The following is a 22,467-nucleotide window of genomic DNA, read 5'->3' as shown; positions in this document are numbered from 1 at the left end:
CGAGGAGCAAAAGCCATGTCCGCGCCCGCTGCCATGCCGCCGATCTACATCACCTATATGAACCGCCTCGACATCGAGGCGCTTGCCATCACCGATGACGAGATCCTGGCTGCGATCGAGGGCTCGCTGGCGACGCAGGGGCGCGGCGAGGCCGTGATCGAGCCGCGCATGCATCTCGAGCCGAAGGCGGCGAACGGCCATTTCAATGTGCTGCGCGGCGCGCTCGGCGGCGAGATCGACGCAGCCGGCGTCAAGGTCGTCGGAGACTTCGTCGAGAACTACAAGATCGGCCTGCCCTCGGAACTCGCAGTGCTGACCCTGTTCGACCGCTTCAACGGCAGCCCCAAGGCGATCCTCGACGCATCCGGCATCACCGACATGCGCACTGGTGCGGTCACTGCCATCGGCGCGAAATATCTCGCTCGCAAGGGCTCCAAGGTGCTCGGCCATATCGGCGCGCGCGGCACCGCCTATTGGAATGTCCGCCTGCTCGACCATCTCTTCGATTTCGACGAGATCCGCGTGCATTCGCGCCGGGCCGAGAGCCAGAACGCCTTCGCCGCGAAACTCTCTGCCGATCTCGGCAAGCCCGTCGTCGCCACGCCGGACTGGCGATCCTGCGTCGAGGGCGCGGACATCGTCGTGGAAGCGTCGCGGCTCGACCAGCCCGAGCCGATGCTGAAGACGCAGTGGATCAAAAAGGGCGCCTTCGTCGTGCCCTATGGCACGATGAGCGCGGTCGAGTTCTCGCTGACCGACATCATGAGCAAGCTCGTCGTCGATGATTGGGGCCAGTGCAAGGGCGGCAAGTTCGGCAGCTTGCGCGCCCATGTCGAGGCCGGCAAGCTTTCGGAGGCGACGCTGCATGCCGAGATGGGCCAGATCGTCGCCGGCCTGAAACCTGGCCGCGAGAGCGAGGACGAGACCATCCTGTTCTGGCATCGTGGCCTGTCGCTGTCGGATATCGCGCTCGGCCACGCCATGCTGGAGAAGGGCAAGCGGCTGGGCATCGGCCAGCGCCTGCGCTTCGCCTGAGCGGGACCAGGCCGATGCTCGTCGCCAATGCGCGGATGTATGCGGTCAATGCCGGCGTTCGCGCCGCCTGGGCAGAACTGTTCGCGCTGGTCTCTGAGAAAGCCGGCGTGCCGCTTGCGGTGGTCGAGCACGCCGCGCCCGCGCCGCTTGAGGAACTCTGGCGGCGTGAGGATCTTGGCCTCGCCTTCATCTGCGGCTTTCCCCTCGCCGGTGGCGGCTTTCCCCTACAGCCGATCGCGGCGCCCATCCCCGCAAGCCCGCTCGCATCCGGACAACCTCTCTACGCCAGCGATCTGATCGTGCGCACTGAGGGCCCGCTCCGGACGCTGCAGGATACGTTTGGTGGCCGCATCGGCTGGACGAGCAGGCATTCGCAATCCGGCTTCCAGGCGCTGCGTCGGCACCTGCTGCCTTATGCGAAAGCGTTTTCGAGCGAAGTGGACACCGGTTCGCGTGAAGAAAACGCGTCAAAACAAGGTGCTAGAGCAATTGAACGATCCAACTGGATCGGAAACTGCTCTAGCCCTGGTGGACCGCTTTATCGCGAGAGCATCGGTGAATTGATGACGCCGCGCCGGGTGATCGAGGCCGTGCTCGACGACCGTATCGATATCGGACCGCTCGATTCCTATTTCCACGATCTGCTGAAGCGGCATGAGCCCGGGACGGCGGCAAGGCTGCGCGTCGTCGCGACGACGCAAGCAACGCCGATGCCGCTGCTGGCTGCGTCGAACGGGATCGACCCCGCGAGTGTTGCAGCCTTGCGCGGCGCGTTGCTGGGGCTTGGCGCGGCCTCGGCGGCAGAGCCTGTCCTCGCCGAATTATGCCTCACCGGCTTTGCCACTGTGGCGCTTGACGATTACCGGCCGTTGCTGGCGCAGGCAGCCGTCCTCGACAAATCCGGATATGGCGAGCCGGGATAGGGCGGCGAGCCGGGATAGGGTGCGCTCAGTCGTTCCAGAGGCCGCCAGTGATGCTGATCGTCTCGCCCGTGATGTAGTCGGCTTCGTCTGAGGACAGGAAGGCGACGGCCTTGGCGATGTCGTCGGGAAAGCCCGGCCGCCGCAGGGGGATCGCCTGCGCGCGCTCATAGGCGTCGGGCAGTCCTTCGGCCTTGCGCTTGATCTCGGATTCGTCGCGCATCTTGGTGTCGACAATCAGGCCCGGACCGACGGCGTTGACGCGCACGCCGTGCTCGCCGAGTTCGGTCGCGAGCGACTGGGTGATGCCGACGATCGCGAATTTCGAGGCGCAATAGGCGCTGTACGAAGCCACGCCCGATTTTCCCATCCAGGAGGCGATGTTGACGATGGCGCCCTTGCGGTTCGCAACCATCTCGGGCGCGACGGCGCGCGTCATGTGGAACAGCCCGTCGACATTGACCGAGAAATGCGCCTTCCAGTCCGCCTCGCTGGTCTCGAGCAGCTTGCCGACCTTCAGGATGCCGGCATTGTTGACCAGGATGTCGATGGGGCCGAGCGCCGCGCGCAGCGTCTCGACGGCGGCCTCCACCTGAGCGCTCGACGAGACGTCGCCGGCCGCGACCGCGACCTTGCCGCCATCCTTGCGCAGGCTTTCAGCCGTCGCCTCGGCGGCCGCGAGATCAAAATCCAGAATGCCGACATCGCAGCCCTCAGTGAGCAGCCGCGCCGCGATGGCCCTGCCGATGCCATGGGCGGCGCCGGTGACGATCGCCTTGCGTCCTTCAAGTCCGTACATGCGCGGAAATCCTGTCGATCGGAGTCTGGAGAGCGAGCCGCTCCTTATAATATATCAGCGCGCTGTCCAACCGCCGTCGGCAACCAGCGTCGTTCCCGTGCAGAACGACGCGTCGTCGCTGGCGAGAAAGAGCATCGCCCTGGCGATCTCGACGGGCTGTCCCAGTCGCTCCATGGCCTGGCGTTGCTCAAGGCCGTGTCGGAGTTCGGCACCGTCGGGTCCGCTCAGGATCTTGGCGAAATAGGGCGATTCGATCGTGCCCGGCGCGACGCAGTTGATCCGGATCTTGGCTGCGACATGGTCGATCGCCATAGCCCGCGTCAGCGCGGCGACCGCACCCTTCGAGGCGACATAGGCTGCGCGATCGGTGATGCCGACATTGGCGACGGCGGACGCCGTGTTGACGATGACGCCGCCGCCCTGCTTTTCCATGACTGGGATCGCATGCTTGCAGCCGAAGAACACGCCCTTGACGTTCACCGCCATCAGCGCGTCCCAGTCGGTTTCCGATGTGGTGACGACCGTGCCGGCGAAACCGAAGCCGGCATTGTTGACGAGGATGTCGAGCCGGCCATGATCGGCGACGACCCTGTCGATCATCGCCTTGATCTCGGCTTCCTTGCTGACGTCGATCGTATGTGCGCTCGCCTTGCCGGAATCGCTCTCGATCTCGGCCGCGACGCGTTCCGCGGCAGCCCCGTCACGGTCGGCGACGATCACGATCGCGCCCTCTGCCGCGAAGAGCTTCGCCGCCTCGTGGCCGATGCCGGAACCGCCCCCGGTGATGATCGCGATCTTGCCAGCAAGCTTCATCCTGTCCGTCCTTCGTCTCGCCACGGGATTGCGCCGTATTTATATATCAGGTGCGAAAGGCCGTCACAGCATCATCACCGGAGCGAAGAACTGCTCGATCGCCGCCAGCAGCGAGCGGCCGACGATCCAGGAGGATTTCGGATTGCTCGGCGAGGGCCGGTTGGCGATGGCAAGATGCATGGTGCCGAATTCGCTGCGTGCGGTCACGACATGGGTGTTGCCGGTCGCGGCGGGGTCGCAGATCACATCGACGCCGGTCGCCTCGAAGCCCGGCCCCGCCAGCGCCAGCGCGGCCGCGACATTGAGGTTTTGCGGATAGGCCGCCGCCGCCTCGCGCGCATTGCCCGAGAACAGGGTCACGGGGGCATCGAGCCTTTCGGGATCATGGCCGAGCGCCTTGAGCTCCGCGCTCCAGGCGGCGGGAGGCTTGCGCGATTCATAGCGCAGCGTCAGCTCGCTTGCGTGCCGAACCGCGCGGACATAGTCGAGCGCACCGAGCGCGCCCGAGGGCAGCAGCAAGCGCCCGCCATGCTCGCGCGCCGTGGCGACCAGGCTCGCAAGCAAGGCCTCGTCATGCAAGGCGCCGATCGAGGAGATCAGCACGGGCAGGCCAAGCGCAAGACAGCCCGGAACGCTGCCGCGCACCGCCTCATGTCCCGCCGCCTCGACGACGAGGTCGGGGGCGAAGGCGGCGAGCTCGGCGAGGTCCGAGAGCGGGGTACAGCCCTGCGGCAGGCGCTGGCGCGAGGCCGATCCCGGCCTCAGCAGCACACCGAGCGCATAACCCGGCTGCGACGCGTCGAGCAGCGCAGTAGCGAGATCGCTGGCGATCGCGCCGAAGCCGATCAGGACGAGGCGGCGCGGCTTCATCCGAGCTCGCCGATCCATTCCGCGACATTCGCGGTGAAGGCGTCGGGCCGCGAGACCGGGAAGAAATGCCCTCCCGTGTCGAGCATCGTCTTGCGCGATCCAGGCAGTGCTGCCGCCAGCTCCTCCTGCAGGAAGGCTGGCACGATCATGTCGTCGCGCGCGCCCAGGACCAGGATCGGCATCATCAGCGAGGCGGTGCTGGCGGAGCCGTCGAAGGACATCAGCGCGTCGATGCGCTCGCGCACGACCTGCCGTGCCTGCGCCGTCACCGGGGCAGAGGTGAGGGCGGCCTCGTAAGTGCCCCAATTCGCCTCGATCCAGGCTGGCGGATAGGCCATCAGCGCGGCGGTCGCGGCATAGGCATGCGGGTTCTCGTCGAGGATTGCGCGACGGGTACCGAACAGGCTGGTCATGTAGCGGCTGGGCTTGAGCCAGGTCGCGCTCAGGATCAGCCCGTCGAGCCGTTCGGGCGCGAGCCGGCCCAGCGCCTGGCCGATGCAGCCGCCGGTCGAATGGCCGAGCAGGACAGTGCGGTCGGCCCCGGCGGCATCGAGCACGCTGAGGCAGTCCTGCGCCAATTGGTCGATGGTGCAGGCGGCGGTGCCGCGCGTGCTCGCGCCGATGCCACGCTGGTCGAAGCGGATGATGCGGAAGGAGCGCGCCAGCGTCGCGGCATTGCTCTTCCAGAAGCCGGCTGTGCCGCCGAGCCCGCTGACGAGCAGCAGCGTCGGGCCCTGGCCCTCGCTGGTCACGTGCAGTACGGCGCCGTCGGGAGTTTCGGCGGTGAAATGTCCGGTCGCGCCGGATTGCGATGCTGTGCTCATTGCAGTGGCGAATAGGAAACGGGGTTGAGGATGCGCGTGTTCTGGATGTCGATCAGCCCATCGACGCGCGTGAGGTAGTCCTGCCAGCGCGGATCGGCCAGCATCGTCTTGCGCCTGGCCGTGCGCTCGTCGAGGCTCTGATAGCTCCAGAGCGCGACGACATGGTTCAGCTCGCCGATCTCGGTGGTGAAATAGGCGATGAAACTGCCCAGATGCTCCTTCTGCAGCGGCAGGCCGTATTCGCCGTAGATCTTGACGAATTCGGCGAGCTTGCCGGCCTTGATGCGATAATCGCGCTCTTCATAGATCATCGGGCGATCCTCCCCTCTCGTGCATCAGGCACGAGGATCTGCGCCCTCATGCTCATGCGTCTGCTGCATCACGCTGAGCCGTTCGCCGCAACTGCGGCTTCGGTCATGCCTGCTAAGCATGGCCTAGCTGGCTCGCCGCCGCCATGCACGCAAAGACGGGGCCGGGGCGCGGGCCATGCAGATCACCTTTCGGGAAGCAGGGCAGGCGGCGCCCCGACTAAGGCCGCCGCAGAGCCCGGTCTGGACTGCGTTCGCGGATGGAGGCGGCTGTTCTGGAGCGGCGGCCGCGGCCTCACGCGGCGCGGCGCCGGGTCTTTTACGGCTGCGGACCGGCCGGCGAAGCCGGGGCCGCGGGGATCTCGCCTGTGGCCGGGGCGGGCGAGCTCGGGCCTTCGAGCCCGACCAGCGCGATCTTGAGATAGCCTGCCGCGCGCAGCGTGTTCATCAGCTTGACGACCTCGCCATAGGAGACCGACTGGTCGGCGCGCACGAAGATGCGCTGCTCGCGGTCGGACTTGGTCTGGGCATCGAGCGCCTGGGCGAGCTGCTCGGTGGCGACAGGTTGCTCGCCCAGCACCATCGCGAGATCGGCCTTCAGCGTCAGGAAGACCGGCTTCTCCGGGCGCGGCTGAGGCTTGGCGGTCGAGACCGGTAGCTCGACTGGCGCATCGACGGTGGAGAGCGGGGCTGCGACCATGAAGATGATCAGCAGCACCAGGATCACGTCGATGAACGGCGTGACGTTGATCTCGCTGGCTTCGGGCAGGTCGTCGTCGCCGAAGCCGTCATTCGCATTGATGCCGCCGGCCATGGCGTCACTCCGCCGCGCGCTGCAGCGCGCTGCGGCCGCGGTCGAGATCGCGCGAGACCAGACGCGCCACGGTCGCGGCGGCGTCGCCGACCTCGGCGCGGTAGCCGGCGATACCGCGGCTGAACAGGTTGTAGATGATCACGGCGGGAATGGCGGCGACGAGGCCGATCGCGGTGGCGAGCAGCGCCTCGGCGATGCCCGGAGCGACCACGGCGAGGTTTGTGGTCTGCGCCTTGGAGATGCCGATGAACGAATTCATGATGCCCCAGACCGTGCCGAACAGGCCGACGAAGGGCGCCGTCGAGCCGATCGTCGCCAGCCAGCCCGTGCCACGCGCGATCTCGCGGCTGGCGGCGAGCTCGATCCGGTGCAACCGCGAAACGACGCGCTCCTTGATGCCGTCCTTGTCATAGGCCTGCTTGGAGGCCTGCATCTCCTCCACCGCGGCCTCGATCAGCTTGCGGCCGAGCCTTTGCGCCTTGCCGAGCGCCAGCGACGCCTCACCGAGAGTGGTCTGCTTCGCCAGGATCCGGGTCGCCTGCCGCAGCCGGCGCTTGGCGGCGCTTAATTCAAGCGTCTTGGCGAGCCCGATCGTCCAGGTCACGACCGAGGCGAAGGCCAGGCCCACCATCACCGATTTCACGACGATATCGGCGGCCATGAACATCGACCAGGGCGAGAGGTCGTGCGGCATGGTCGAGGCCTGCGCATGGGCAAAAGCGGGGATGAACAGGAACGTCGCAGCGACTGCGAGGCGCAGCGTCCGGCGATGTCGGGTGGTTGATTGGCGCGTCATGGTCACATCTCGGCCCGGTGGCGAATGAGGTTGTGGTGGCTTCCCGTCAGGCGGCCGCTGGCACCGCGCCGCGGTGGTTGCTCGGGTTCGGCGATCTGGCTGGCCAGGGAAACGTGGCGGCCTGTCGCGAACGGGCTTGTCTTTAAGGCGCGATGTTGGCGAGTCAATGGCTCGAATGCAATGCAGCATACGAAAATATATATTCAATATCAGTATCTTAGAGAGATTCTAATGAAAGGCGGAATGGCTGGGAGAGCGGTGCTGCGGCGTCCGCTTTCGTTCATCAGCCGTTCATGTCAAGTTCATTGGGTCGCGGCTAAGTGTCTGTTAAGGCTCGCTTGCGGCGGGACGATCCGGTTGCGTGGTCTGGGGGGATCCGTCGCTGTTGCCGAGTTCGGACGACATGCAGGGCATGGCCGGGCTGCCGAGTGACCGGCAGGTCGCCTGGCGTTTCGCAGGGTTGACCGGCGGCTTCTGGCGGGGCGCGAGCGCCCGCCGTGCCTGGTTCTGGTCGCTCCTCCTCGCCGTTGCGATCATTCTCTCCGTTTTCGCCAATGTCACCGTCAATCGCTGGAACGGCTGGTTCTTCGACGCGCTCGAGAAGAAGGACAGCGAGAGCGCGCTGATTGCAATGGCGGTCTTTCCGGTGCTGGTTTTGATCGCGGCCGGGCTCGGCGTCCTCATCCTCGTCGCCCGCGAGACCTTCCAGGTGCACTGGCGGCAATGGGTCACGGCAAAGCTGGCCGATGGCTGGATTAATGAGCGCCGCTTCTTCCGGCTCGGCCTTTCCGGCTACGAGCCGGCCAATCCCGAATACCGCATCGCCGACGACGTCCGCTGGGCGACCGAGCCGGTGGTCGATTTCGCCATCGGGCTGCTCACGGCGGTCATCACCATCATCACCTTCATCGAGATCCTCTGGGACATCGGCGGCGCGCTGCAGGTCGCGACCGGCGGCGGCCGGGTCACGATCCCCGCCTATATGGTGCTCGCAGCGATCGTCTATGCGGTACTCGTCTCCCTCCTGATCAGCATCGTCGGGCGCCGCCTGCCGCGCCTGATCGCGGCGCGCAACGAGGGCGAGGCGCGATTGCGTTTCTCCCTGATGCGCATCCGCGACCATGGCGAGACGATCGCGCTCGCCCGTACCGAGCCCGGCGAGCGCCGCGCCGTGGCGCAGACCTATGACGGTCTCGTCAGGCGCTGGCTCGCGATGATCCGCCAACGCGGCCGTTTGACCTGGATTACCAATGGCAGCGGCGCGCTGGTGCCGGTGGTGCCGCTGCTGCTGGCTGCGCCGAAATACCTCTCCGGCGAGATGTCGCTCGGCGGCGTCGTGCAGGTCGCGGCGGCCTTCGTGGCGGTGCAGAACGCCTTCAACTGGCTGCTCGACAACTTCATGCGCATCGCTGAATGGCTTGCGGCCGCGCGGCGCGTCAACGAACTCGCCGATGCGCTGGAGCGCGTCGACGGCGAGCCTCCGGGCGATCATCTCAGCGTGACGCCGAGCCCTGACGGCCTGCTGCGGCTGCATGAGGTCACGCTGATCGACCGGGACGGTCGCACGCTCGCGGCCGATATCAGCCTGTCGCTGCCGCCGGGCGCGACGCTGCATCTGTCGGGCGAACTCGGCCTCGGCAAGGCCGCCCTGATCCAGGCGATCGCCGGTCTCTGGCCCTGGGGACGGGGCGAGATCGCGCTGCCGCGGGAGGCGCTGGTGACGGTCGTACCGCAGAAGCTGCATCTGACCGAGGGCAGCTTGCGGGCCGTGCTCGATACCGGGCTGACCCGGCCCTCCGAGCCTCTGGTGGAGGCCCTGCGCCGCTATGGCCTGTCGGCTCTCGCGCCGCGGCTCGACGAGACCTGCGACTGGGACAAGGAACTCGCGACCGGGGACCGGCAGCGCCTTGCGCTCGCTCGTGCCGAGCTGGAGGCGCCCGACATCATCCTGCTCGACGAGGCGACAAGCGCGCTCGAGACCGACATGGCGCTGGAACTGATCGGTGAACTGCGCGCGGCGCGGCCGGACGCGATGATCCTCGCCTTCGGCCAGAGCGCCGGCTTCGCCGAGGCCGCGACGCATCGCCTGGTGCTGAAGCGGGCCGGCGGCGTGGTGCGCATGGCCGGTGCCGACAAGGCGCGCACGGGTGCGCATGCCGAACTGGCGGAATAGGGCGCGCGATGAGCTTCCTCCCGTGCCTGCAACCCCATCCTTCCCCAAAGCCGCCGGTGGGAGCGCCGGCGCTCATGCCAAGGAGCCGATATCGATGACAGCCGCGACGATGAACATCTGGGACGTCTATTGGGGCCTGCGCGTCGACCAATGCCCCTGCGACGTGCATTTCGTCGAATGGCTGGAGGAGGAGGGGCTCACCGACAAGCGCATCTACCATTTTGGCACGGGCGGGCATCATTATGTCGGCATCCGCTGCGCCGAGCCGGAATTGAACAACACCGTGCTCGGCATCACCGCCTCGCCCAAGGAATATGACGCCTTCGTCAAGCTGGCGACGGCAAGCCCGACCATCACCAAGACCTATTCAGCCTATTTCGGCGACATCTACACCAGCAACGCCAAGCTGCTGCCGCGCTTCGACATCGTGACGCTGTTCCATGCCTGCGAGTTTCGATCGGAAGCCAACGACGCCTATGGCGCGCTGACCGATCGCGAGGTGATCGACCTCTTCACCGCCCAGACCGATATCGGCGGCTATCTCCTGTTCTACACCGGCTCCTTCGCCTATGCCTCGGCCGAGCCGATCATCGCCGATTGGGCCGCGACCGCGCAGGTCGACGAGGTCGCGAGCTTCAAGACGCTGCGGGTGTTCCGCAAGACCGGCTGAGGCGCACACGCGGCGGTGCAGAGCATAAACAATGCGGCCGAAGCGGCGAGGATTGCCTGCCGTGACGCGCGGCGTTATCTCTGTCGTACAACTTGTCGAGAAAGGAGGGCTGCGTGATCACGTTCTTTCGTCACCATCGTCAGCGTGGCCCGGTCAACGCCCTGCAAAGCTGTTTGCAGGGCTGACCAGAGACGATTGCTTCACGGTTCTCTTCCCGGTCTGCCCTTCGTGGTAGCGCGGCGTTGAGCCTGCACAGGCTCGCGGCCCGCGCCTCTTCACAACATACCGAGCTTGGGAGGCTGCGGCCCCCGGTCCCGCATCGCGCAGCCGCAAAACGGCTTGCTGCGCATGCCGGCGATGGCTCGGGCGGACCGGACAACGACAATGGCATTGATCAATCTGAGGAATCTCGGCGTCACCTTGGGCACGCCGCTCTTTTCGAACCTGGACCTGACGATCGGGGCGAATGACCGCCTCGGCCTCGTCGCCGCCAATGGCCGGGGCAAGTCGACCCTCCTGCACTGTCTCACAGGTGGGTTCGAGCCCAGTGCGGGCGAGATCACGCGCTCGCGCGGCTTGCGCGTCGGGCATGTCGAGCAGGATATTCCGGCCCGCTTTGCGGAGACGGCCTTCCATGACCTCGTCCGCCAAGCCTTGCCGGCGGAGCAGGCCGACAGCGAAGGCTGGCGCGTCGATGTAGTGCTCGACTCGCTCGAGGTTCCCGAGCCGCTGCGCCAGCGCCCGCTCTCGCGCCTGAGCGGCGGCTGGCAGAGGCTGGCGATGCTCGCGCGCATCTGGGTGACCGAGCCTGATTTGCTGCTGCTGGACGAGCCGACCAACCATCTCGATCTCGCCCGGATCAGCCAATTGGAAGACTGGCTCAATGCTCTGCCGCGCGATGTTCCGGTGGTCATATCGAGCCATGACCGCGCCTTCTTGGACGCGACGACCAACCGGACGCTGTTCCTGCGCCCGGAGCGCTCCCAGGTCTTCGCCTTGCCCTATACACGGGCGCGGCTTGCGCTCGACGAGGCCGATGCCTCGGAGGAACGCCGGTTCCAGCGCGACCTGAAGACCGCCCAGCAATTGCGCCAGCAGGCCGCGAAGCTCAGGAATATCGGGATCAATTCCGGCAGCGACCTGCTGGTGGTCAAGACCAAGCAGCTCAAGGAAAGAGCCGAGCGCCTGGAGGATGCCGCCTTGCCCGCGCATCGCGAGCGCTCGGCGGGTGCGATCAGGCTCGCCAATCGCGGCACCCACGCCAAGGTTCTGGTCACGCTCGACGATGCGGCCGTCATGACGCCGGACGGGACGCTGCTGTTCAAAACGGGCAAGCGCTGGATCAACCAGGGCGACCGCATCGTCCTGCTCGGAGCCAACGGGACCGGCAAGTCGCGCCTCGTCAGCCTGATCAGGCGCGCGATCGTGGAGCCGCAAGGAGCATCGGAGGTGATCAGGGCGACGCCGTCCCTGAAGCTCGGCTATAGCGACCAAGACCTGTCCGAGCTTGCGTCTGACGATACGCCCGGGGCGGCGATCGGCAGGCGCTTCGATGTCGGCGATCAGCGCGCTCGCTCGCTGCTGGCCGGCGCGGGTTTGACCATCGAGATGCAGGACGGCCTCATAGGCCGCCTCTCCGGCGGGCAGAAGGCGCGGCTGATGATGCTGGTCCTGCGCCTGGCCGACCCCAACTTCTACCTGCTGGACGAACCGACCAATCATCTCGACATCGAGGGGCAGGAGGCGCTGGAGGCCGAGTTGATGGGCCATGAGGCGAGCGGCCTGCTGGTCTCGCATGACCGCAGCTTCGCCCGGACGGTCGGCAATCGCTTCTGGCTGATCGAGAATCGGCGCCTGGTCGAGGTCGAGGGGCCGGATGCACTCTTCGCCTCCGTCGCCAGGCGGGATGCCTGACGCATTACGCGAGGATCCTCGCCGCCAGGATCCTCGCTGCGAGGGTCCACGCCGGACGTATTCTCGCGCTATGAGGCGGCCGCAATGGCCGCCTCATAGAATGGGCGCCGTTCCCGGAAAACCGCCGGGTGCGACCTGCGTCAGCCTCATGGCGCGCATTCGCCGCGCCGTTCCGGCTTGTGCATCCCGGTCGAGGCGTTATCTGTCGGGCAGGGTCGCGTCCTGCGGCCTGTCGCCCCGCCCGGGGATCTGGCGCAGCAGCGTGCGGTCCCGATCAGCCTTCGAGCGAGTTCGCATATGTCCTTCGGCCCGCACGAGCCAGGTATGCCCTTGCGCAGGCGCAGCCGTTGGTGGTGGCTCGGCCCGCTGGCGAGCGCGACGATTTTTGGCGCTTCGCTGGTCGTGCTCTGGTTCATCATCCGGGAGATCCAGCCCGGTGCGCTCGCCGGCGCCTTCGCCAATGCCAGCCAGCGCCAGCTCGGTCTCGCGCTCGGCTTCACCGCGCTGAGCTATCTCCTGCTCACTGGCTATGACGCGCTGGCTCTGAAGCGATTGGGGCTCTCCATCCCCTATCGCACCACGGCGCTCGCCTCCTTCACCAGCTATTCCGTCTCCTTCACGCTCGGTTTTCCGATCGTGACCGGCGGCACGGTGCGTTACTGGATCTATTCGCCCAAGGGCGTGCGCGCCTCCGAGGTCGCGAGCCTGACCGTGATCGCGGGGCTCACCTTCTGGCTCGGCCTCGGTGCGATCCTGTGCGCCTGCTTGTTCTACGCGACCGAGCCGGTGGCGGCGCTGGCGCGCACCTCGCCGCTGGTGGTGCAGGCGGTCGGCGCGGCGGTGGCGCTCGGCACGCTGGGCTATCTCGCCTGGATCGCGAGCGGCGAGCGCACCATCCGCGTCAGTGGCTGGAACCTGCCGCTGCCGGGCTTGGGGATCACGCTCGGCCAGATGTGCCTCGGCGCCTGCGAGGTCTGTGCGGCCGCTGCCGTGCTCTTCGTCCTGCTGCCGGGTGGGCACAACATCGACTACCCGACATTCCTGGCGGTCTATGTCTTCGCCTGCCTGATCGGCATCGCCAGCCACGCACCCGGCGGGCTCGGCGTCTTCGAGGCGACGATGCTGGTCGCACTGAGCCGCCTGCCTTACGAGGGCGTGCTCGGCGCGCTGCTGCTCTTCCGCATCGCCTATTACCTTTTGCCCTTCATCCTGGCGCTGGTTCTGCTGGCGCTGAACGAGATGATCAGGCGAATCAGACGGCGGGAGCGCTGAACCTCTCCAACCTCTATTTCTCCCCGCCCTTGTCGAGATAGCGCGCCGCGCTCAGCGTGATCTTGTGGTCGAGCTCGCCGATCGCCGCCTCATCCTTGTCCTTGTAGGGAATGGCCTGGAGGACGAGACGGATGGCATTGAGCCGGGTGCGGAACTTGTCGTTGCCGCGCAGCACGTTCCAGGGCGCCCATGATGTCGAGCTGCGCTCCAGGATCTCGTCAAAGGCCTTGGAATAAGCGTCGAAGCGCGGGATCGCCTCGAAATCGATCGGCGACAGCTTCCAGCGCTTGAGCGGGTCGTGCCAGCGTGCATGCAGCCGCGTCATCTGCATCTCGCGTCCGATGGTCAGGAAGAGCTTGATCAGGCGGATGCCGTCGCGCGTCAGCATGCCCTCGAAGACGGGGGCCTCGCGCAGGAAGGCGTCGGTCTGGTCGGGCGTGCAGAAACCCATCACGTGCTCGACGCCGGCGCGGTTGTACCAGGAGCGGTCGAAGAACACGATCTCGCCCGCCGCCGGCATTTCCGCGGCATAGCGCTGGAAATACCATTGTCCCTTCTCGGTGTCGGAAGGCTTCGACAGCGCCACCACGCGCGCCTGGCGCGGGTTGAGATGCTGGGTGAAGCGGGTGATCGCGCCGCCTTTGCCGGCGCCGTCGCGCCCTTCGAGCACGATGGCGATGCGCTCGCCGGTCTCGCGCACCCAGGCGAGGAGCTTCTGCAATTCGATTTGCAGCGGCTCCATCTCCTTGTCGTAATGCTTGCGCTTCATGCGCTTGTCATAAGGGTAGCCGCCGCTGCGGAAGGCGGCGTCGACGATGCGCTGGGGCAAGGTCTCCGCTTCGATGTCGAAGGCGTCGGATTTGTTCGCCGGTTTATCCGAGGTGATTTGCTTTTTGGCGGAGGCCTTGGGCCGCCCCTTCTCCTTGGGCGGGAGCTGGATGGCCCCCTTCAGCTTGTTTCCGGAAAAGCTCTTCGCCATCGCCTTGCTCCCTGGTTCTTAGGGGGCAAGCTAACCTGTGGGCGAGGTCAAGGGAATTGACGTGCGCCGGCGATCCGATCAGGAAGGCATCCTCTCGCGTCGTCCGGCTCTCGCGCCTGCCTCGGTGGCGAGAGGACAGCGCAAGGTGCCGCGCCCGATGTTCGAGACTGTCGACCCCAATGCTCCCGCCACGCTCGCCCTGATCGGGGCGCTCGGCTCGGCCGTGGTCCTGCTCGATGCGCAAGGCGTCGTCCAGGCGCTGAGCCCGGCGATGAACGCGCTGATCCCGGCGCTCGACAAGGGCCGGCAATTGACGCTCGTCATGCGCGATCCCGATCTGATCGGGGCGATGGAGCAGGTATCGAGCCAGGGCGGGCGCCGCGTCATCGAACTGGTCGAGCGCGTGCCGGTCGAGCGCACCTTTCGGATCCATATCGCGGCGTTGCGGACCGCGGGCGGGCGTCGCTCCTTGCTGCTGACTTTCGAGGATCTCAGCGAGCAGCGGGTCACCGAGCGCATGCGGGTCGATTTCGTCGCCAATGCCAGCCATGAATTGCGCACGCCTTTGGCCTCGCTGCTTGGCTTCGTCGAGACGCTGCAGGGCCCGGCCCGCAACGACGCCGGCGCGCGCGACCGCTTCCTGACGATCATGCGCGAACAGGGCCTGCGCATGGCGCGCCTCGTCGACGATCTGCTCTCGCTCTCGCGCATCGAACTGCGCGCCCATCTGGCGCCAGAAACCCCGGTCGATCTCGCCGGTATCTCGCGCGAGATCGTCGATCCGCTGACGCTGATGGCGCGTGAGCGCAATGTGAATCTGCGCCTGTCGCTGCCCGAGCAGCCGGTGAAGGTCGCCGGCGACCGCGACGAATTGCTGCGCCTGATGGAGAATCTGGTCGAGAACGCCATCAAATATGGCCGCAAGGACGGTGAGGTTGCGATCGATGTGGTCGACGGCGCGACCGAGGCCAGCGTCAGCGTGCGCGACGACGGGCCCGGCATCGCGCCCGAACACCTGCCGCGCCTGACCGAGCGCTTCTACCGGGTCGACACCGCCGCCAGCCGTGAAGCGGGCGGAACCGGCCTTGGCCTGGCCATCGTCAAGCACATCGTGCTGCGCCATCGCGGGCGTCTCACCATCGAGAGCTTGCTGGGGCAGGGCGCGACTTTCAAGGCAATCTTTCCGCGCCTCGGACCGGCGCCGCGGACCACGTCCTGAGCCCCGGGTTGGAACTCTTCTGAGCCCTCATCCTGAGGAGCGCTCCGCAGGATGAGGGCTGGCGTTTCCAAACGGGCTCTCATGCGCGCCGGCTAGAGCAGTTTCCGATCCAGTTGGATCGTTCAACTGCTCTAGATCTTTATTCTAACGCGTTTTCTCCGCGCAAACGCTTCGCGTTTGTCGCGAGCGAACCGGTATCCACTTCGCTCGAAAACGCTCTAGCGTCACTCGCCGGTTTCGGGCTGCTCCGCATGTTGGTTGCGGCTGGCGCGCAAAGCGACGGCGCTGATCCCGAAAGCGGCTTCGAACTGCGTGTTGAAGCGCGTGAAGTTCGAGAAATTCCAGCGTTTGGCGACCACAGCGACGCGCTCGCTTGGATTGCGTTCGATGTCGCGGCGCGCGTGGTCCAGGCGCACCGAGCGCTCATATTCCGAGATCGAGACACCAAGGAATTTCTGGAAGCCATATTGCAGGGCTCGCAGGCTGACACCGGAGACGGTGACGAGTTCCTCCAGAGACAGTGAATCATCGGCATGGCGCTCGATATAGTCGATCGCCCGCCTGACATGTTTGGGGACGATGATCGTCGCGTGGCGCGACAAGGCATCTTGATAATTATGCGGAAGAATCTCGAGAATGAGATCGATCAGCAACGCCGAGAGCCTGCCGGCGCTGTGTGGCGCCTCCTCGAGCGTGGGCAGCAGCATCGTTCGATCGAGCGCGGCGAGGAAGGCGCGCAAGGCTTGTGACGCATGGTCCTTCGCATCGAATTGCGGCGTGAAGCGCAGCTTGCGCAAGACCGGCGCGCCGGTGAGTTCGAAGAGGCGATGCGTCAGCAGGCGCTGCTCGATCTGGATTGTATAGTTCTCCGACCGGGCCGAGCGGCGCGTTGATTTCACCTCGCGCATGTCGAGCAGGATGGAGCTCGAGCGCGCGCATTCGATGTTGCCATCGCCAAGCATGATCGTGGTCGAGCCGCTCAGCGGCATCACGATTTGAAAGCCGTCGAAAATCTCGTGGTGCCGAATCTCCACCGGCTCCTCGAAGCTCGTACGGAAAAAGAACATGCCGTCGCAGGCCCGGCTGATCGCGTTGAACTCGACCCGCCCCGAACGGGCGCCCAGCGGTTGAAGCGCGAGCCTGAAACCGCAGGCTGCGAAATGCTCGATCGCCTCGTCAATGTCGTGCGCCACGAAATGCCGCGTGCGAGCCGGGTGAACCGCGCCTTTATGATAGTCAGCCGGCATCAGTGCGCTCCGCGAGACAGATGAGGGAGACAGCAAGCCACGAAAGCAGCTCCGCCCGACCGGTCTTGGATTGCGCGCGAGTGTTGGATCGCGCGCAAGTCTTGGATCGCACGCAAGTCTTGAATCGCGCGTGAATGTAGTCGTAATCGCCGCCGGATCTGGATCCCGGCGGGCTCGATGCGGAATGCCCCATGTCCCACTTCCGTTGACCGGAACGTCTGAACAAGCACGGCGGTCAAGATTACGAATCATGCAATCAATTTACGCATGGCGCAAGCTGGATTCGCTGGACGCAGGGTTGTGACGATCGGCGCAAGATAAGATTCGGGGTTAATACATCGATCAGAATTAACCGAGAATAATCAACGGTAATTGGTCGTTAAGCTTCAAATAATCCCTGGAGTTCGGCGTTCGGGTTGCGGTCCTCTGCGCGCAAGCTTGAGGCAGTAAGTAGTGTTGCGTGGTTGGGTATGTCGCTCTGTCTTATGGCGATATGACTCAACGGAAAGTGAGTGTTCATGCCAACGGTGAATATGCCGGTCGACTGCTCCTTGCGCTCGATCAGGTCTTGCCATGTTGAAGTGGCCGCCGCCTTCAAGTCGGGCGGCGATCTCGTCATCGATTGCTCCGCGATCACAGCCTGCGACATTGCTGGCATCCAACTCCTGGTCTCGGCCAGCAAGACGGCGGCTGTTTCCGGGCGCCTCATGCGGCTGGAGGGCGCGTCGGAGGCCCTGAGCACTGCGCTGGTGCGGGCTGGCCTTGCCCTGTCGCCTTCCGCCGACCGCATTCTCATCAACGAGGTCTGATTGCCATGGCGACGATTCTCACCGTCGATGATTCCCCCAGCGTAAGGCAGATGATCAAGCTCGTGCTTGGCCCTGCCGGCCATAATGTGGTCGAGGCCGGCGACGGCTCGGAAGGGCTTGCCAAGGCCAAGACGCAGAGCTTCGACCTTGTGATCACCGATCTGAACATGCCGGTGATGAACGGCATGGCGATGATCCGGGGCCTGCGCGCGCTGCCCTCCTTCATGGGCGTGCCGATCGTTTTCCTAACCACGGAATCCGACGATGCGGTCAAGCAGGAGGCCAAGGCCGCCGGTGCGACCGGCTGGATCACCAAGCCGTTCAAGCCCGAGCAGTTGCTTGCCGTCGTCGCAAAGCTGGTGCGCACATGATGGAACTCGATCCGACCGAGACCTTCCGCCAGGAAGCGGCCGAGTTGCTCGACAGCCTGGAAACCGTGCTGCTCGATCTCGGCCAGACGCCGCAGGACCGCGATCTGATCGACGCCGCCTTCCGGGCGCTGCATACGATCAAGGGGTCGGGCGCGATGTTCGGCTTCGACAAGGTCGCGGCCTTCACCCATGATTTCGAGACGGCCTTCGACCTCATTCGCAAGGGCAAGATCGACGCCGACCGCGACATCGTCACCGTCTCGCTCGCGGCCAAGGATTACATCCGCACGCTGATCGACGATCCGGATTCGACCGATCCGATCATCGGCGAGGCGATCGTCGAGGAATTGCAGCGCCTGATTGGCGGCCCTGCCGCAGCGGCAGACAATATGCCGGCTACCGATGTGGGGCGCGAAGCGGCGCCCCCGTCAGCAGGCTGGCTGATCGAGATCGCATTCGAGCCCGAAATTCTGCGCAACGGCACGAATCCGCTCGTTCTTCTCGATGATCTGCGCGCGTTTGGTCCCTGCGACGTTCAGGCCAATCTCGATGCGGTTCCCGAGCTGACCGCGCTCGATCCCGAGGCTTGCTTGATCGCCTGGACCGTCACGCTGCACAGCGCCTGCGGGAAGGACGAGATCGAGGACGTCTTCATGTTCGTGCGCGACGAGATGAAGCTCACGATCTCGGCACTGGATCTGCCCGCGCCGGAGATGGCGCCGCTCGACATGTCGATGCCGGCCGCTGTCGCCCCCGTGCGGCGCGAGCCTGCCGGCGAGATGGCGCCGGTTCCTGTCGAGCGCCCGGTTCAAGAGAAGGCCGAGTTGAATCGTCGCGCCGAGGACAAGAGCTCGACGGTCCGTGTCCAGGCCGAGCGCCTCGACGAATTGATGGACCGTGTCGGCGAACTCGTCATCGCCCAGGCACGGCTCAGCCAGCTCGCCCATGCCGGAACGGACCTCGCCATCAAGGCGATCGCCGAGGAAATCGAGCGCTTGGCGTCGGGCCTGCGCGACACGACTATGGGCGTGCGCATGGTGCCGATGGGCTCGCTCTTCGGCCGCTTCCGCCGCCTTGTCCATGACCTCTCGCGCGATCTCGACAAGCCGGTGGATTTCGTCACGATCGGCGAGGACACCGAGCTCGACAAGACCATGATCGAGCGTCTGGCCGATCCTCTCGTCCACCTCATTCGCAATGCGATCGACCACGGCATCGAGAGCGCCGAGCGGCGTGCAGGCACGAACAAGTCGTCGACCGGGCGCATCGAGCTTGCCGCGCGTTATGTCGGCGCGCAGGTGCTCGTCACGGTACAGGATGACGGGGCCGGCCTGGATACCGCGCGCATCCGCGCCAAGGCGGAGGAGCAGGGGCTGATCCAGCCGGGCGCGCCCCTGAGCGAGCACGAGATCCACCAGTTCCTGTTTCATCCGGGGTTTTCGACGGCCAAGACGATCTCGGCGCTGTCGGGCCGCGGCGTCGGCATGGATGTGGTCAAACGCACGATCGAGGCCATGCGCGGTACGATCGACCTCACCACGATTCCCGGGCACGGCTCGAGCGTGACGCTGCGCCTGCCGCTGACGCTGGCCATCATCGAGGGCCTGCTGATCCGCGTCGGCGAGGGGCGCTACATCATCCCGCTCTCGGCGGTGGAGGAATGCGTCGAGCTGACGCCGGCGATCGAGGCCCGTTCCAAGGGGCGCAGCTTCCTCAATGTGCGCGGCGATCTCGTGCCCTTCCTGCGCCTGCGCGATCTCTTCGAGGCTGAGGGCGAGGCTGATCCGCACCAGAAGATCATCATCACCATGATGGGTGACACCCGCATCGGCTTCGTCGTCGACCAGATCATCGGCAGCCATCAGACGGTGATCAAGTCGCTCTCCAAGCTCCATGCCGACGTCACGATGTTCTCCGGCGCCACCATCCTCGGCGATGGCTCGGCGGCCCTTATCCTCGACGTCGCCCAACTCGTGATGCTCGGCCAGAGCCGTGCCGAGAGCGACAGAACGCCGGAGGCCGCGTGATGCAACAGGTTCAGGCGCAGAAGGCTACAGGCGCATCGTCCGCGGATGCGGAAACCTGGCTTCAGGTGCTGATGGTCGGGCTCGGAAACGAGATCTTCGCGATCGAGACCGACATGGTCCGCGAGATCATCGATCCCGTCCCGGTGACGCGAGTAGCCGGTGCGCGCGCTTTTCTGCCGGCTTTGATCAATGTGCGCGGCAACGTCATCCCGCTTGCCGATCTGCGCCTGCGTTTCGGCATGCCTGCAGCCGCGGCGACCGCTGACACGCGCATCGTCGTCATTGAGATCGTGATCGATGGCGACCCGGTCACGCTCGGGATCATCGCGGACAAAGTCTACGAGGTCACGGCGGTGTCCAGTCGCAATACGCAGCAAACGCCGCGAATGGGGCTGCATTGGAAGCCGGAATTCATTCGCTTGATTACGAAGTGGAACGACGAATTCGTAATCGTTCCCGAAATAGCCCGGATAATGAACTGATATTTACTTTAGGTTGGGGGTATTCTGATGAGATTTACGATCAAGGCGAAGCTGGCTTCGACATTCGGTGTCATCATCATGCTGTCGATGCTTGCTGGTGGCGTCGCCTATTATCAGCTCTCAGAACTTGCTCAGGCCGAGGTCGCGATCATCGATCAGGGCAAGCGGGTCAGCACGCTCGCGGACCTGCAGAATGAGCTTCAGGCTCAGATTCGCGCCGAGAAGAACGTCATTCTCTCCGATACGGACAAGGATATCGAGGCGGCGGCCTCGGAATTGACGGCCCGGCGCGACAAGGTCGCCAAGCTCAGCTCCGAGATGCATGCCACCGCCAGCGAGCAGGGCAAGCGCCTGCTCGATCAGGCGTTCGGAAAATCCAAGGCGCTGAACGAGATCCAGGATGAAACCATCCGCTATGCCAAGCTCAATTCCGCCAACCGCGCGGCCGAGATCTGGAGCGCCGAAGGCGTGCCCGCGGTAGCGAGCCAGAACGCCGCGTTCGATGCGATCATCGCCGAGCTCGACAAGCAGCCGGCCTCCCTGGAGCATGCCGTTGCCGGTCGGCTTGTGACGGCTGCGCGCTATGAAACAGCGCGCTCCCTGCGGCTGGTCATGGAGACACTGGGCGCCATCTCGGCCACGGAGCTCGATACCCGGCGCCGGGCGGCATTGAGCCAGATCGACACCATGAAGCGCGCGCTGGCGAATGCCGTGACGGTTGCGACGCCTTTGGGCCTCTCGACGCAGGCGCTCGAAGCGCGAAGCGACCAATTGATGGCCGTTGTCCTACGTTCACTCGATACGGCCCGCGAGGGCGGCAATATCCGGGCAGTCGAGCTCAGCAAGGGTGATGGGCGCAAGGCCCTGCAGGATACGCTCGCGGCCTTTGATGCTTACGGCAACTTTGCCGAGACCCGGATGACCGAGATCGGCAATGCCGCTCTGTCATCCGCAGCCTTCGCGAAGATGCTCCTGATCGGCATTGTCGGCGCATCGCTGCTCATCGCCATCGTCGCGGCGAGCTGGATCGCGGTCAGCATCAGCCGTGGGCTCGCCGGCGCCGTTTCCCTGGCCAATTCCGTGGCGGACGGCGATCTCACGCGCATCGTCGACGTCAAGACCAATGACGAGGTCGGCGATCTGCTGAAGGCGCTCAACAGCACGGTCGAGCGGCTGAGGCAGGTGGTGGGCGACGCGCTCCAGGCTGCGGAGAATGTCTCCTCTGGTTCGCAGGAGCTGTCTGCGAGCGCGGAGCAATTGTCGCAAGGCTCGACGGAGCAGGCGTCCTCGACGGAGGAGGCATCGTCCTCGATGGAGGAGATGGCGGCGAATGTGAAGCAGAACGCCGAGAACGCCTCGACGACGGAGAAGATCGCGGCGCAGTCGGCCAAGGACGCCGAGGCGAGCGGCGTTGCGGTCGGCCGTGCGGTGGATGCGATGCAGACGATCGCGGCCAAGATCACGATCGTGCAGGAGATCGCGCGTCAGACCGATCTTCTGGCGCTGAACGCGGCGGTGGAGGCGGCGCGTGCCGGCGAGCATGGCAAGGGCTTCGCGGTGGTGGCCTCCGAGGTGCGCAAGCTGGCCGAGCGCAGCCAGGCGGCTGCCGCCGAGATCGGCACGCTCTCGGTTGATACGGTGAAGGTGGCGCAGGAGGCCGGCTCGATGCTGGCCAAGCTGGTGCCCGACATCAAGAAGACGGCCGAACTGGTCGAGGAGATCACGGCCGCCTGCCGCGAGCAGGATGTCGGCTCGACCCAGATCAACCAGGCGATCCAGCAGCTCGACAAGGTCACGCAGCAGAACGCGGCGGCGTCCGAGCAGGTCTCTGCCACCTCCGAGGAACTTGCAGCCCAGGCCGAGCAGCTCCAGACCACAATCGCCTTCTTCCGCATCGAGCAAGGCGGCAAGGAGATCGACCGCGTGGTCGGGCAGCTCAAGGCCAAGGCGGTGCAGATGGCCCGCGCCGGCTCGCCCAAGGGCTCGTCCAAGAAAGCGGCGTCGGCGCCGGCTCCCGCCCGCTCGAACAGGAGCGGAGGCTTCGCCTTCGAACTCGACCATGCCGAGGACGCTCAGGACGCCCAGTTCCGCCGCGCGTCCTGACCGCCCCGTGGCGCTCCGGTTC

21 protein-coding genes are annotated in these 22,467 nt (G+C 65.6%); 12 read left to right on the top strand and 9 right to left on the bottom strand.

The window, feature by feature from the left end; translation table 11 throughout:
• Positions 1–33: 33 nt before the first annotated feature.
• Together RMR04_RS27000 and RMR04_RS26995 are read left to right on the top strand one after the other, a co-directional pair.
• A complete protein-coding gene (locus RMR04_RS27000; protein ID WP_311915963.1) occupies positions 34–1,035 on the top strand; it encodes an ornithine cyclodeaminase family protein in 1,002 nt (333 codons plus the stop codon).
• Positions 1,036–1,049: 14 nt separating this feature from the next.
• A complete protein-coding gene (locus tag RMR04_RS26995; RefSeq protein WP_311911609.1) occupies positions 1,050–1,958 on the top strand; it encodes a phosphate/phosphite/phosphonate ABC transporter substrate-binding protein in 909 nt (302 codons plus the stop codon).
• Between the two features lie 25 nt (positions 1,959–1,983).
• On the opposite strand, the gene RMR04_RS26990 is transcribed toward RMR04_RS26995, so the two are convergent.
• The 7 genes from RMR04_RS26990 to exbB all read right to left on the bottom strand — a co-directional run bounded on the left by RMR04_RS26990 (position 1,984) and on the right by exbB (position 7,077).
• Entirely contained in the window at positions 1,984–2,754 is a 771-nt protein-coding gene (locus RMR04_RS26990) for an SDR family NAD(P)-dependent oxidoreductase (protein ID WP_311911608.1), read from the bottom strand.
• A gap of 54 nt (positions 2,755–2,808) precedes the next feature.
• Complete coding sequence (locus RMR04_RS26985) at positions 2,809–3,567, bottom strand: SDR family oxidoreductase (protein ID WP_311911607.1); 759 nt, start codon at positions 3,565–3,567, stop codon at positions 2,809–2,811.
• A 63-nt stretch (positions 3,568–3,630) separates the two neighbouring features.
• Positions 3,631–4,437 (bottom strand): aspartate dehydrogenase, encoded by an 807-nt coding sequence (locus RMR04_RS26980; RefSeq protein WP_311911606.1) that lies wholly within the window; start codon positions 4,435–4,437, stop codon positions 3,631–3,633.
• Positions 4,434–5,261: an alpha/beta fold hydrolase gene (locus tag RMR04_RS26975; RefSeq protein WP_311911605.1), complete on the bottom strand. Its 828-nt coding sequence runs from the start codon at positions 5,259–5,261 to the stop codon at positions 4,434–4,436. Before RMR04_RS26975 ends, RMR04_RS26980 begins: the two co-directional genes overlap by 4 nt.
• Entirely contained in the window at positions 5,258–5,572 is a 315-nt protein-coding gene (locus RMR04_RS26970) for an NIPSNAP family protein (protein ID WP_311911604.1), read from the bottom strand. The genes RMR04_RS26975 and RMR04_RS26970 overlap by 4 nt, the downstream gene beginning before the upstream one ends.
• 316 nt (positions 5,573–5,888) lie before the next feature.
• Positions 5,889–6,383 carry a TonB system transport protein ExbD gene (gene exbD, locus RMR04_RS26965; RefSeq protein WP_311911603.1) on the bottom strand — a complete coding sequence of 165 codons (495 nt, stop codon included), beginning with the start codon at positions 6,381–6,383 and terminating at the stop codon, positions 5,889–5,891.
• Between the two features lie 4 nt (positions 6,384–6,387).
• Positions 6,388–7,077 (bottom strand): tonB-system energizer ExbB, encoded by a 690-nt coding sequence (gene exbB, locus RMR04_RS26960; protein ID WP_311915962.1) that lies wholly within the window; start codon positions 7,075–7,077, stop codon positions 6,388–6,390.
• A gap of 487 nt (positions 7,078–7,564) precedes the next feature.
• Here exbB and RMR04_RS26955 point away from each other — a divergent pair, with 487 nt between their 5' ends.
• The 4 genes from RMR04_RS26955 to RMR04_RS26940 all read left to right on the top strand — a co-directional run bounded on the left by RMR04_RS26955 (position 7,565) and on the right by RMR04_RS26940 (position 13,208).
• Positions 7,565–9,352 carry an ABC transporter ATP-binding protein/permease gene (locus RMR04_RS26955; RefSeq protein WP_311911602.1) on the top strand — a complete coding sequence of 596 codons (1,788 nt, stop codon included), beginning with the start codon at positions 7,565–7,567 and terminating at the stop codon, positions 9,350–9,352.
• A 94-nt stretch (positions 9,353–9,446) separates the two neighbouring features.
• Positions 9,447–10,022, top strand: a complete 576-nt coding sequence (locus RMR04_RS26950; protein WP_311911601.1) for a hypothetical protein — start codon at positions 9,447–9,449, stop codon at positions 10,020–10,022.
• A gap of 384 nt (positions 10,023–10,406) precedes the next feature.
• The gene (locus RMR04_RS26945) at positions 10,407–11,936 is read left to right on the top strand and encodes an ABC-F family ATP-binding cassette domain-containing protein (protein WP_311911600.1); all 1,530 of its coding nucleotides are present in this window, start codon (positions 10,407–10,409) and stop codon (positions 11,934–11,936) included.
• Positions 11,937–12,260: 324 nt separating this feature from the next.
• Positions 12,261–13,208 (top strand): lysylphosphatidylglycerol synthase domain-containing protein, encoded by a 948-nt coding sequence (locus tag RMR04_RS26940; protein ID WP_311911599.1) that lies wholly within the window; start codon positions 12,261–12,263, stop codon positions 13,206–13,208.
• A 13-nt stretch (positions 13,209–13,221) separates the two neighbouring features.
• Here the strand turns inward: RMR04_RS26940 and ppk2 are convergent, their stop codons facing one another.
• On the bottom strand, positions 13,222–14,187 hold the full coding sequence (gene ppk2, locus RMR04_RS26935) for a polyphosphate kinase 2 (RefSeq protein WP_311911598.1): 966 nt from the start codon (positions 14,185–14,187) through the stop codon (positions 13,222–13,224).
• A gap of 157 nt (positions 14,188–14,344) precedes the next feature.
• On the opposite strand from ppk2, the gene RMR04_RS26930 reads away from it, so the two are divergent.
• Positions 14,345–15,406: an ATP-binding protein gene (locus RMR04_RS26930; RefSeq protein ID WP_311911597.1), complete on the top strand. Its 1,062-nt coding sequence runs from the start codon at positions 14,345–14,347 to the stop codon at positions 15,404–15,406.
• 224 nt (positions 15,407–15,630) lie between these two features.
• Here RMR04_RS26930 and RMR04_RS26925 read toward each other — a convergent pair whose 3' ends face one another.
• Positions 15,631–16,653, bottom strand: coding sequence for an AraC family transcriptional regulator (locus RMR04_RS26925; protein ID WP_311911596.1), 1,023 nt, complete (start codon positions 16,651–16,653; stop codon positions 15,631–15,633).
• A 518-nt stretch (positions 16,654–17,171) separates the two neighbouring features.
• Between RMR04_RS26925 and RMR04_RS26920 the strand changes: the two genes are divergently transcribed.
• From RMR04_RS26920 to RMR04_RS26900, 5 genes are read left to right on the top strand one after another with little or no spacing between them, the layout of a single operon-like run.
• Positions 17,172–17,462 carry an STAS domain-containing protein gene (locus RMR04_RS26920; RefSeq protein WP_311911595.1) on the top strand — a complete coding sequence of 97 codons (291 nt, stop codon included), beginning with the start codon at positions 17,172–17,174 and terminating at the stop codon, positions 17,460–17,462.
• A gap of 5 nt (positions 17,463–17,467) precedes the next feature.
• On the top strand, positions 17,468–17,833 hold the full coding sequence (locus RMR04_RS26915) for a response regulator (protein ID WP_092171067.1): 366 nt from the start codon (positions 17,468–17,470) through the stop codon (positions 17,831–17,833).
• Positions 17,830–19,860, top strand: coding sequence for a chemotaxis protein CheA (locus tag RMR04_RS26910; protein WP_311911594.1), 2,031 nt, complete (start codon positions 17,830–17,832; stop codon positions 19,858–19,860). The genes RMR04_RS26915 and RMR04_RS26910 overlap by 4 nt, the downstream gene beginning before the upstream one ends.
• The gene (locus tag RMR04_RS26905) at positions 19,860–20,342 is read left to right on the top strand and encodes a chemotaxis protein CheW (protein WP_311911593.1); all 483 of its coding nucleotides are present in this window, start codon (positions 19,860–19,862) and stop codon (positions 20,340–20,342) included. Before RMR04_RS26910 ends, RMR04_RS26905 begins: the two co-directional genes overlap by 1 nt.
• Positions 20,343–20,369: 27 nt before the next feature.
• Complete coding sequence (locus RMR04_RS26900) at positions 20,370–22,445, top strand: HAMP domain-containing methyl-accepting chemotaxis protein (RefSeq protein WP_311911592.1); 2,076 nt, start codon at positions 20,370–20,372, stop codon at positions 22,443–22,445.
• The last annotated feature ends 22 nt before the right edge of the window (positions 22,446–22,467 follow it).

This window comes from Bosea sp. 685 (genome assembly GCF_031884435.1).
Classification (GTDB): domain Bacteria; phylum Pseudomonadota; class Alphaproteobacteria; order Rhizobiales; family Beijerinckiaceae; genus Allobosea.
This window is presented reverse-complemented; position numbering and strand designations above follow the sequence as displayed.